Here is an 11039-nt window from a genome sequence, read left to right as displayed (position 1 = left end):
CCGGCGAGCGCGTCGAGAAACCGATCCGAGGCGTCGACGTATACAAAATCGGCCCCGAAATAGTCGCCGAGCCTACCCTTTACTTCGTCTGCCTCGTCTTTGCGCAAAAGTCCGTTGTTTACGAACACGCAGGTTAGCTGGCCCGGCACTGCGCGTTCCAGCAGCGCTGCCGTGACCGTAGAATCCACCCCACCGCTCAGGCCGCAGATCACGTGGCCATCGCCGACCTGCTCTTTTATTCGTCGACTTGTTGCGTCCACGAAACTCTCCATGCTCCAATCGTTCTTGAGTCCGGAGACCTTGAACATAAAGTTCGAAAGTACGTCGCTGCCCCTCTCCGTGTGCACTACCTCGGGGTGAAACTGCACGACGTGGCGGCGGCCATCGTCTCTCTGGGCAGCCGCCAGTGGCGAGTTTTTGCTCGTCGCGACCGCGCTCCAGCCAGGTGGGAGGCTCTCCAGTCTGTCCCCGTGGCTCATCCATACGCGGGGCTTGGCGCCGTTAAAACCGGAAAACAAGCCCTCGTTCGCCGTCACTGTAAGGGGTGCCGGGCCGTATTCCCTGTGGCCGGAGCTCGCTACTTTTCCGCCTTCTGCCGTCACCAGAACGCCCATGCCGTAACAGATACCGAGCATGGGCAGGTCGAGGTCGAGTACGCCTGGCTGCGGATGGGGCGCGCCCTCTTCATATATGCTCGCCGGGCCGCCGGAAAGGATGAGCGCCGCCGGTTCGTGGGCGGTAAGTCGTTCAAGTTCGACGTTGTATGGGAGTATTTCGCAGTACACTCCCGCTTCCCTCACCCTGCGGGCAATGAGCTGGGTGTACTGGCTGCCGAAATCCAGTATGGCGATCACGTTGCTTGTTTACTCTCGCCTGTAGTTGGGGGGTTCGCGGGTCATGGTGACGTCATGCACGTGGCTTTCGGCGAGTCCGGCCGGGGATACCCTCATGAAACGGGCGTTCGCGCGCAACTCGGAGATGTCGCCGGCGCCAAGGTAACCCATCCCGGCACGAAGGCCACCGGACAACTGGTCGATGGTCGCCATTACGTCGCCCTTGTAGGGCACCCGGCCCTCGATACCCTCGGGCACGAGTTTCAGGCGGTCCTGTTCCTGCAGCCCGTAGCGATCTCGACTTGCACCTTCGCGCATCACTTCGAGGGATCCCATGCCACGATAAAGCTTGTAGCTGCGGCCCTGGTAAAGCACCGTTTCACCCGGGCTCTGCTCGGTACCGGCCAGTAGGCTGCCGATCATCACCGAATCCGCCCCTGCGGCCATCGCCTTGGTAATGTCGCCACTGTACCTCAGCCCGCCGTCGGCTATGACGGGTACGGCGGCTTCTTCGCAGACCGAGCGTGCTTCGAGGATAGCTGTGAGCTGCGGAATGCCTACCCCGGACACCACTCTCGTAGTGCAGATAGAGCCCACGCCCATTCCAACCTTGACACCGTCTACTCCGCAGTCGAGAAGGGCTCGAGCGCCATCGGCAGTGGCGACGTTGCCGGCAATGACCTCGAGGTCGGGGTGCTCGTTTTTAACGAGCTTGACCGTATCTAACACGTTGGCCGTGTGCCCGTGGGCGGTATCGACGGCGATTACGTCGACGCCCGCTTCGGCCAGCGCGGCTGTACGGTCGAGCCGGTCTTCACCTACGCCAACGGCCGCTCCGGTGAGAAGTCGCCCGTGGCAGTCCTTTGATGCACCCGGATAATCCAGTTGTTTCTGGATGTCCTTGACTGTGATCAATCCCACCAGGCGACCGTCTTTGTCCACCAGGGGCAGTTTCTCAATGCGGTTTTTCTGCAGGACGTCGGTGGCTTCCTGGTTGGTAACGTCGGGGCCAGCGGTAACCAGGTTTTCGCTGGTCATTACTTCGCTGACGGGCCGGTCCTTGTTTCTTTCAAAACGGACGTCACGATTGGTCAGAATACCCACCAGGCGACTATCCTTGCATACCGGTAACCCCGATATCTCGTTGGCCTGCATGATCTCCAGCGCTTCGCGAAGCGATGTAGCCGGGTCGACTACAACGGGGTCCACTATTTTTCCGCTTTCGCTCTTTTTAACGCGAGCGACCTCGGCCGCTTGCTGCTCTATTGACATGTTGCGATTAACGAAGCCGATCCCGCCGAGCTGGGCCATGGCCACCGCCATGCGGGATTCAGTGACCGTATCCATGGCCGCGCTCACCAGCGGGAGCGAAAGTACGAGGTTGCGCGTAAGCCGTGAAGAAATGTTCGCGTCTGTCGGTAAGATCGCGGAATACGCGGGGACGAGTAGTACGTCGTCAAAAGTGAGCGCTTCTGGGAGCGCATCCAACCGTTCCATGTTGCCTTATAAGCGACCACCGCGTACTTATCAAACCGCGCTGCCTTTTGCGCACGCTCGCTGTGCTCAAGCACTATCTTGACAGTTTTCCCCGTATTCCCGATACCGCCTGGGTGGCCGACGAAGCTACAGTCATAGGCGATGTCTCGCTGGGAGCCGGTGCCTCTATCTGGTACCAATCGGTTGTCAGGGGCGACGTCAGCTACATCAGGATAGGCGAGCGCACGAACGTGCAGGATCAGTGCATGATCCACGTGAGCCGTGACGAGGCTCCGACCACCATCGGCAACGAGGTGACGCTCGGACACCGGGTTGTAGCCCACGGCTGCACCATCGGTGACCGCGCCCTGCTGGGAATCGGCTGTATCGTTCTCGACCACGCGGTCATTGGTGAAGGCGCGCTCGTAGGCGCGATGAGCCTGGTCACCACCGGCATGGAAGTACCGGCGGGTAAACTCGTCATGGGTCAGCCGGCGCGCGTAGTTCGCGACGTGAGCGACGAAGAAAAACGCTGGATGAGCGAAACGGTTGACAGCTACGCCTCGCTTGCCGTTGAACACGCTCGCAGTGGCCGGGGCGTTTAGCGGCTCGAGGCGCGAGTTATTCGGGCCGTTCGTCGCCGTGCGAGGATCTTTTTGAGAAGCGCAAGCGAATCGGGCTTCCCTCGAGGTCAAACTGCTCGCGCAGGTAGCGTTCCAGGTAGCGACGGTAGTTTTCCGGCACTCCGCTGCGATTAACGAAGAGCGTGACCGTCAGGGGGCGTGTCCCGGTCTGTGTTGTGTATAATATTTTGAGCCGCCCGCGACCGATTATCGGCGGTTGCCTGTCTTCGACCGCCCTGGCGATTATCGAGTTGAGTTCCGAGGTTCTCACGCTCAGGGAATGAGCCACATAGGCCGCGTCTATTTTCTTGAAGCAGCCATCGACCCCTTCCCCGGTCAGAACCGACATGAAGCAGAATTTAGCGGCGTAGAGACTTCCGTAAATGCGCCTGAAGGTTTCTTCCAGCCGTCGCTTTTCTCCCTCGCTGCCAAGCAGGTCGCACTTGTTGACGGCGATCACCAGCGCCCTGCCCTCGCGCCAGGCCAGGTTCGCGATTCTCGCTTCCTGGTCGGTAACGCCTTCTATTGGGTCGATGAGCATGAGCACTACCTGGGCACGCCTGACCGCACCCACGCTGCGCCCGACGCTCAGTTCTTCGACGCCGCGATCAACTTTCGAGGGCCTGCGCATGCCTGCCGTATCGAGCAGTAGGTAGTCCTTATCTCCGCGGCTGAGTTCGAGGTCGACCACGTCGCGGGTAGTTCCGGGCTTGTCGTCCACCAGCGACAGTGAGCAACCGGCAAGCCGGTTGACCAGCGAGGATTTGCCTACGTTCGGCCGTCCGACGACTGCCACCCGGCAGACCGAGTCTCCCCTGGGAGACTCCTCTTCGTTTTCTTCCGGTTCGGGGATAGCCCGGAGTATGGCATCCTTGAGGGCGCCGATCCCCGCGCCGTGTTCTGCCGACACCGCCAGTGGCTCGTCGATTCCCAGGCGGCTGAACTCTCCGAGCTCGTCTTCCTGGGCCGGGCCTTCGACCTTGTTCGCCACGTAAAGCACGGGTAATCGGCCGCGTCCCAGCAGGGCTACTGTTTCAGCGTCGAGCGGGTTCAAGCCGGCCCTGCCATCGAACACCACTACGGCGAGGTCTGCGCCTTCAATGCTTTCCAGGGTGTGCTGGTGCACGGGTTCGGCAAGCTCGATCACCGCTTCACCGCCCAGGCCGCCGGTATCGACCAGCTCGAGGCGCCGGTCTCCCCACTGCACAGAGGCCGATACCGGGTCGCGGGTGACACCGGGCGTATCGAGGGTGATCGATCGGCGCCTTCCGAGCAAACGGTTGAAGAGAGTAGATTTGCCTACGTTGGGCCGCCCGACGATGGCCACTCTTGCGAGTCGATTCTGCATAGTTTTTTTAGAGTCCCTGTTCCGCGAGGAAGTGTGGATCACTGGGCCAGTTGGCCCTTACCTTGACGAAGATTTCCAGGTGTACCCGGGATTCGACGAGGCGTTCTATTTTTTCGCGGGCCGCGCTGCCGATCGACTTGAGTCTCTCCCCGCCGTGGCCGATTATCATGGGACGGGTAGACTTGGAATCGGTAAAGATACAGACGGATATGTGGAGTGTACGGCCGCGTCGCTCCCACGACTCCACCGATACTGCTACCCGGTAAGGGAGTTCCTGTTCCAGTTGCCGAAACAGCTGCTCGCGTACCAGTTCGGCTACGAAAAAGCGTTCGGACATGTCGGTGAGAACGTCCTTGCCGTATAGCCAGGGGCCCGGGGGAAGGTAGCCGGCCAGCAGTTCGAGGAGGGTCTCTACGTTCTCCCCCTTGCGGGCCGACAAGGGGAGAACCTCGGCATTGGGAGCGAGTTCGCCAACCTGCTTCATGTAGGGAAGCAGGTCCTGTCTCCGGACCAGGTCCATCTTGTTGAGCAACACGATTACCCGAGGGTGTTCACTCAGTGCGGAGAGTTCTCGCTTATCAGTTCTTCGCAGTCCGCGGTCAGCCGCGACCAACCAGCACAGCACGTCGGCCTCTTCCATGCTCGATCGTGCCGCCGCGAGCATACGCCGATGTATGAGTCCGCGCTCGCCATGGATGCCGGGCGTGTCTAGAAAAATCATCTGGCTGTTGCCGTGGTTGTGTACCGCGAGAATGCGGTTACGGGTGGTCTGCGGCTTATGCGTGGCGATACTCAGCCGTTGACCAATGATCTTGTTGAGGAGCGTAGATTTGCCGGAATTAGGAGCGCCCGCGAGCGTGACCGTTCCAGCGTGGGTATCGAGCGTCTCTTCGCTGTCTGTGCCTGTTTTGTTTTCGATCATGATTCCCGTGAGAGTCGCTCGAGTGCGTGCTCGGCAGCTTCCTGCTCGGCCTCCCTGCGACTGCGACCGCTGCCGTTGGCCATGCTACGAGCCTGGACAAATACCTCCACCTCGTAAACCCTGGCGTGATCCGGCCCGCTGATTTTGGTTGTCTCGTAAGTGGGCAATTCGGCGTAATTTTTCTGGGTGAGTTCCTGTAGCGCAGTTTTGGGATCGGGGTCGGAGGTGGTGACTTCGTCCAGCCGGTCCGCGAAGTGAATGGCGACGACCTGTCGCACAGCAGCGTATCCGCCATCGAGGAAGACAGCGCCCATCAAGGCTTCGTAAGCATCGGCGAGTATGCTCGGAGCGATACTTCCATCGGCCGTACGTTCGCCGCGTCCGAGCCTGACCCAGTCGCCCAGGCTGAGTCCTGCGGCCAGTGAAGCCAGGGCCCTGCCGCTGACCAGCGAGGCCCTGCTCCTGCTGAGACGGCCTTCGTCCCAGGATGGGTGTTGAAGCAGTAGCTCCTGCGCCAGCAGAAGGTCGAGTACTGCATCACCGAGAAACTCCAATCTCTGGTTACTGCGGGCCTTAGTCTCTCCCGCGCGAGAGGGGTGGGTGATGGCTTCAGCCAGTAATTCCCGGTCATTAAACTGGTGGCCGATGCGCGATTCCAGGCCGACGAGCGTGTCTTTTTCGGTGCCGGTGGTCACGCTGCCAGCACCCTGAGTCGCTCGTCCTGTCTCGAGTGTATGTTTACGGGAATCAGACGCCCTTTTGCCGAGTCCTCGCCGTCAAGAAGCAGCGGCAGGTACTCGTCGGAATACCCGCGCAGCAAGCCCGTGGTCTTGTCACGTTCGCTCTCAACCAGCATGGATAGCCTTTTCGGGGGGGCTGCCGACACGTGACTGGAAAGCCAGGTGTTGCGAAGCCGAGAGTCGAGCTCTCGCGCTTCAGTTGCGCGGCGGTGAACCTCCGACGCTTCGATTTCCGTCCATCTGTTGGAAGCAGAAGTAGAATCCCGGCGCGAGTACGGGAACACGTGCAGGTAGTCCACCGGCGAATTTTCGAGATAATCCAGCCCCGCTTCGAACTGCTGCCTGCTCTCCGAGGGAAAGCCGGTGATGAGGTCGGTACCGATGGTAATGCCGGGCACGCGGGTGGCCAGGCGTTCGAGCCACTTGTCGGCCTGCTCCAGGGTGTAGCGCCGTCGCATACGCTCGAGAATCACGTTGTCACAGGCCTGCAGGGGCACATGCAGGTGGCGGCAGAAACAGGGTTCGGCGATCACGTCGAGCAGCCGCTCGTTGAGCTCAGGGGGATCCAACGAGCTGATCCTCACCCTGAGGGGCAGCTTCCGCTCGGCAATCGCTTCGAGCAGGAAGGCAAAGTTCTCGGCCGGTTCAAGGTCGGCGCCCCATCCGCCAAGATGTACACCGGTGAGAACGACCTCGTGGTAGCCCCGCGCCGCGAGACGCTCAATTTCGTCGATTATCAGCCGCGGCGAAACACTGCGGCTGCGTCCGCGGGCAACTGGAATCACGCAGAAGGTGCAGAACAAGTTGCAGCCTTCCTGCACTTTAACGAATGCGCGATCACGCCCGGGGAAGCTTTCGAGGCCCAGGGTCGACACCTCGGTGGTTTTTCTCAAGTCCGACACGGCGATCCGTTCCTCGAGCTCGCCGTTGACTGCGTCAAGGAGGTCGTCAAGCCTTCCGAGGCCGACCACGTAGTCTACTTCTTCGAGGGCCGCGACATCGGGGGCGCTGACCTGGGCGTAGCAGCCGGTCATGATTACCCGCGCGTTTGGCGAGTTACGGCGAGCCTTGCGACAGAGACGGCGGGCGTCCGAGTCGGCGCGCGCGGTCACAGTGCAGGAGTTGACCACGTAAGCATCGGCGGGTTCAGAAAAGGCCACGCTCTGCCAGCCCCTGTCGCTGAAGCGATTACTCATCACCGCGCCGTCGTACTGGTTTACCTTGCAACCGAGTGTGGCGATGGCTACGCGCATTGTTCTGTACCCAGGGCAGGTTCGTAGTGCAGCGCCTGTTGTATCCAAGCGCCGCCCAGTACTTCGTCGCCATCGTAGAAAACAACGGCCTGGCCCGGTGCCACGGCTTCCTCGGGCGCGTCGAAAATTGCTGTCAGCTTACCGTCTGCCTGGCTCACCGTCGCGGGGACAGGCGCGTGGCGATATCGAATCCTTGCCTCTACGGGAGAGCCCTCACGAGGCGCGTCGCCGGAAACCCAGCAGGGCCTTTCGGCCACCAACCCGCTGCAGGCCAGTTGTTCGCGGTCGCCCACCCTCACCTCGCCATTGCTCGCGTTGATCCCGGTCACATAAAGCGGTTGCTTTGCGCTGATGCCGAGTCCGCGCCGTTGGCCCACTGTGAAGTGGTGGACACCCTCGTGTTCACCAAGAGTCTGGCCCTGCCCGCTTACGATCTTGCCCGGTGTGGGGGCAGAGAGGCCCTTGAGTCGTTCGACGACGGCCGCATAGCCGCCGGGTGGCACGAAACAAATATCGTGGCTTTCGGGCTTGTCTGCTATCAGCAGCCCCAAGCGCTGCGCGTGCTCACGAACCTGGGTTTTTGACAGGTCACCGACCGGGAACAGGGTATGGGCCAGTTGCTCCTGCCCCATTTCGAAGAGGAAGTAACTCTGGTCCTTGTTGTCGTCAACGCCCTTGAGAAGTCTCAGCCTGTTACCGCTGCTATCCGTCCTGGCGTAGTGCCCGGTGGCAACCCGGGTCGCGCCCAGCGCCCTGGCCCGGTCAAAGAGCAGCGAGAACTTGATTTCGCGGTTGCAGAGCACGCAAGGGCTCGGTGTACGGCCGGCGAGATATTCGGCAGCGAAAGGCAGCATGACCTTTTCCTTGAACTGGGTTCTCATGTCCATGGTGTAGTGAGGAATACCGAGCAGTGCTGCCACCCGAGCGGCATCGGCGAAGTCGCGCACACCACAACAACCAGTGGTATTCGCAGGATCGTCGGGTGCGAGTCTCAAAGATATGCCGATAACGTCGTGCCCCTGTTCAACCAGCAGCGCGGCAGCAACAGAACTGTCGACCCCACCACTCATCGCCACTACTACCGGCCTGGTGGTCTTCTGCGTCTGCTCGCTCACGCGGCCATCCTCGCCTTGCCGGCAACAGCATTAAACGAGCTGCCCAGCGCAAGAACATCGTCCCTGCTGTTCTCCCAGCCCATGCTCATTCGTATCACACCGTGGATCCACGGGGCCTCAAGGCCCAGCGCGACCGCGGTCGCCGGCGGTTCGGGCGAACCCGCCTCGCAGGCAGAACCACTCGATACGGCAAAACCCTCAAGGTCGAGGCCCGCTATCATGACGTCAGCTGGGACGTCCCCAAGCGCGACCGTCAGTGTGCCCGGCAAGCCGTCCTCGGGGCTCAGAAGGCGTATCGAGGGCAGATCGCCGATGAGCGACCAGAGCAGGCTGGCCAGTCCTTTGAGCCTCGAAGCTTCCTCGTCGAGCTGGGCCAGTGCGAGCCGGGCGGCCAGGCCTGCGCCGGCGATGGCGGCGATGTTCTCAGTCCCGGCGCGGACACCGCGCTCCTGCCCGCCACCCGCCATCAATGGCTCCAGTTCGGTGCCGCGCTTGATGAGTACTCCGCAGCCAAGTGGCCCCCCGTACTTGTGGCAGGACGCTGCTGCAGTGGTGACCTCGGCAGGAAGGCGCAAGGCAATACGGCCCACTGCCTGGGCGAGGTCGAGATGAAAACTGGTGGCCGGCGCCAGCAATGAGCAGATCTTGTCGAGTTCAAGCAGGTGCCCTGTGTCGCCATTCGCCAGTGACAGGGCCAGCAAGCTACGGGCTTCCTTGCTCGCGCGCCCGATCAGCTCAAGGTCGAGTTGGCCCGCGGCATCTACCGTGAATCTGCGGACCTGCCGACCGTGCTCTTCGAGATAGTCGGCCACGGCTGAGATAGACGCGTGCTCACTACTGGAAACCAGCAGCTGAAGCGCAGGATCGAGGGCCATCGCACCTCGGAGGGCCGTGTTGTTGGACTCGGTACCCCCGGAAGTAAAAATGACCTCGTCCGGGGCGACACCAAACAGGACAGCCGTAGAATCGCGAGCTTCTTCGAGCAGCGCGCGCGCGCGCCGGCCCGGCGAGTGCATGCTCGAGGGGTTGCCGCAATCGTTGCCCAGGAGCTCGGCGACAAAGTCAATTACCTCCGGGCGCATCCGGCAGCCAGCATTGAAGTCGAAGTAATGGCTCACTTAACGGTGGGCGACGTCCTTTTCCGTTGCCGACTCCTCTTCTTGTCTTTCAGTATTTTGTAGACCATGGCGTCAACGAGCGCTTGCCAACTGGCTTCGACGACGTTGTGCGAAAGTCCCACCGTTCCCCAGCGCGATTCGCTGTCACCGGACTCGATGAACACCCGCACCATGCTCGCTGTGCCGTCGGCGCTGTCTAGAACGCGGACCTTGTAGTCGTGCAGCTGCACGTCATCGATCTCGGGATAGAAATTGACGAGCGCTTTTCTGAGAGCACGATCAAGCGCGTTGACCGGGCCGTCGCCGGTGGCGGCCGTGTGTTCCACCTTGCCGCCAGGACCTTGGATCTTGACTGTCGCCTCAGCGATGGTGGGCTCGGATTCGCCTGGCTTGTCATCGGAAACGCGATAGCCTAGCAACTTGAAGAACTGCTGCTTGTCCTTAAGGCTTTTTCTCATCAGGAGTTCGAAGGATGCGTCGGCTCCTTCGAACTGGAAACCAATGCTCTCGAGTTCCTTGACCTCCGAGAGCAACTGCTTGAGTTCGTCGGCCCGGTCTTCGACCTGCAGTCCGAACTCCCTGGCCTTGGCCTCAACGTTGCTTCTTCCCGACAGCTCGGAGACGAGGATGCGCTGTTCGTTGCCGACCAGCCGAGGCTCGATGTGCTCGTAGGTGAGCGGGTTTCGCTGCACGGCCGACACGTGCATTCCGCCCTTGTGGGCAAAAGCCGAAGCGCCGGTATACGGGTCGCCGCGATGTGGTTCGGCGTTGCCGGCTTCGTAGGCAAAATGGGACAGGTCGGTGAACTTCCGCAACTGTGCCGCGCTGACGCAGCGGTGATTCATCTTGAGCTGCAGGTTGGGCACCACCGTACATAGGTTGGTGTTGCCACAGCGCTCACCAATGCCGTTGATAGTTCCCTGCACCTGTACGGCTCCCGCCTCCACACCGGCGAGGGTGTTTGCAGTGGCCAGCCCCGAATCGTCGTGGCAGTGGATCCCCAGTGGCACTTTGATCTCGCTCGCCGCCGTCAACCCACGGGTGATTTGTTCGGGCAATGAACCACCGTTGGTGTCACAAAGCGCGATCAGATCGGCCCCGCCGTCTGCCGCCGCCTCGAGGCAGGCCCTCGCGTACTCGGGGTTTGCCTTGAAGCCATCGAAGAAGTGCTCCGCGTCGAAGATGACCCTGTCCACTCTCTTTTTGAGAAACTCCATCGTGTTGTGGATGGTTTCGAGGTTGGCCTTGTAAGAAACCCGCAGCGCGTGCTTGACGTGAAGGTCCCAGGTTTTGCCGACAATAGTGACGGTAGACGTGCCCGCCTGGAGCAGCAGCTGCAGGCTCTTGTCCGCCGACGGCCGCGTACCGACGCGGGCGGTCATGCCAAAGGCCACTACTGTGGCCTGGGAAAGCTTGAGCTTCCGTGCACGAGCAAAATACTCAGCGTCCTTGGGGTTAGAGCCCGGGTAGCCGCCCTCGATGCAGGAAATCCCGCAGTCGTCGAGGCGACGGGTGATGGACAGCTTGTCCTCGAGTGTGAAAGACACCCCTTCCCCCTGCGTACCGTCTCGCAGGGTGGTATCGTAGATTTCTATCTTGCGTTTCATCGTC

General features: G+C 61.1%; 10 protein-coding genes. 1 reads left to right on the top strand and 9 read right to left on the bottom strand.

Annotated elements, in window-relative coordinates:
* Together guaA and guaB are read right to left on the bottom strand one after the other, a co-directional pair.
* The coding region (gene guaA, locus EYQ35_03360) for a glutamine-hydrolyzing GMP synthase (protein HIF63177.1) at positions 1-854 on the bottom strand (854 nt) is incomplete at its 3' end.
* A gap of 9 nt (positions 855-863) precedes the next feature.
* Positions 864-2330: an IMP dehydrogenase gene (gene guaB / locus EYQ35_03355; GenBank protein HIF63176.1), complete on the bottom strand. Its 1467-nt coding sequence runs from the start codon at positions 2328-2330 to the stop codon at positions 864-866.
* 62 nt (positions 2331-2392) lie between these two features.
* Between guaB and EYQ35_03350 the strand changes: the two genes are divergently transcribed.
* Positions 2393-2914 carry a gamma carbonic anhydrase family protein gene (locus EYQ35_03350; protein ID HIF63175.1) on the top strand — a complete coding sequence of 174 codons (522 nt, stop codon included), beginning with the start codon at positions 2393-2395 and terminating at the stop codon, positions 2912-2914.
* A 16-nt stretch (positions 2915-2930) separates the two neighbouring features.
* Here EYQ35_03350 and der read toward each other — a convergent pair whose 3' ends face one another.
* Genes der through EYQ35_03315 form a run of 7 tightly spaced genes read right to left on the bottom strand, consistent with a single transcriptional unit; the run spans position 2931 to position 11035 of the window.
* Positions 2931-4280: a ribosome biogenesis GTPase Der gene (der, locus tag EYQ35_03345; protein HIF63174.1), complete on the bottom strand. Its 1350-nt coding sequence runs from the start codon at positions 4278-4280 to the stop codon at positions 2931-2933.
* A gap of 7 nt (positions 4281-4287) precedes the next feature.
* Positions 4288-5202, bottom strand: coding sequence for a GTPase Era (locus EYQ35_03340; GenBank protein HIF63173.1), 915 nt, complete (start codon positions 5200-5202; stop codon positions 4288-4290).
* Positions 5199-5897 carry a ribonuclease III gene (gene rnc / locus EYQ35_03335; GenBank protein HIF63172.1) on the bottom strand — a complete coding sequence of 233 codons (699 nt, stop codon included), beginning with the start codon at positions 5895-5897 and terminating at the stop codon, positions 5199-5201. Before rnc ends, EYQ35_03340 begins: the two co-directional genes overlap by 4 nt.
* Positions 5894-7195, bottom strand: a complete 1302-nt coding sequence (gene mtaB / locus EYQ35_03330; GenBank protein HIF63171.1) for a tRNA (N(6)-L-threonylcarbamoyladenosine(37)-C(2))-methylthiotransferase MtaB — start codon at positions 7193-7195, stop codon at positions 5894-5896. The genes rnc and mtaB overlap by 4 nt, the downstream gene beginning before the upstream one ends.
* On the bottom strand, positions 7186-8310 hold the full coding sequence (mnmA, locus tag EYQ35_03325) for a tRNA 2-thiouridine(34) synthase MnmA (protein ID HIF63170.1): 1125 nt from the start codon (positions 8308-8310) through the stop codon (positions 7186-7188). The genes mtaB and mnmA overlap by 10 nt, the downstream gene beginning before the upstream one ends.
* The gene (locus EYQ35_03320) at positions 8307-9428 is read right to left on the bottom strand and encodes an aminotransferase class V-fold PLP-dependent enzyme (protein ID HIF63169.1); all 1122 of its coding nucleotides are present in this window, start codon (positions 9426-9428) and stop codon (positions 8307-8309) included. Before EYQ35_03320 ends, mnmA begins: the two co-directional genes overlap by 4 nt.
* Positions 9425-11035 (bottom strand): citramalate synthase, encoded by a 1611-nt coding sequence (locus EYQ35_03315; protein ID HIF63168.1) that lies wholly within the window; start codon positions 11033-11035, stop codon positions 9425-9427. The genes EYQ35_03320 and EYQ35_03315 overlap by 4 nt, the downstream gene beginning before the upstream one ends.
* Positions 11036-11039: the final 4 nt, after the last annotated feature.

This window comes from Candidatus Binatota bacterium (genome assembly GCA_012960245.1).
GTDB lineage: Bacteria > Desulfobacterota > Binatia > UBA1149 > UBA1149 > UBA1149.
This window is presented reverse-complemented; position numbering and strand designations above follow the sequence as displayed.

Coding starts and splice junctions, on each gene's coding strand:
- guaB (HIF63176.1), bottom strand. CDS start 2,330: ATGGAACGGTTGGATGCGCTCCCAGAAGCGCTCACTTTTGACGACGTA.
- mtaB (HIF63171.1), bottom strand. CDS start 7,195: ATGCGCGTAGCCATCGCCACACTCGGTTGCAAGGTAAACCAGTACGAC.
- der (HIF63174.1), bottom strand. CDS start 4,280: ATGCAGAATCGACTCGCAAGAGTGGCCATCGTCGGGCGGCCCAACGTA.
- EYQ35_03340 (HIF63173.1), bottom strand. CDS start 5,202: ATGATCGAAAACAAAACAGGCACAGACAGCGAAGAGACGCTCGATACC.
- EYQ35_03315 (HIF63168.1), bottom strand. CDS start 11,035: ATGAAACGCAAGATAGAAATCTACGATACCACCCTGCGAGACGGTACG.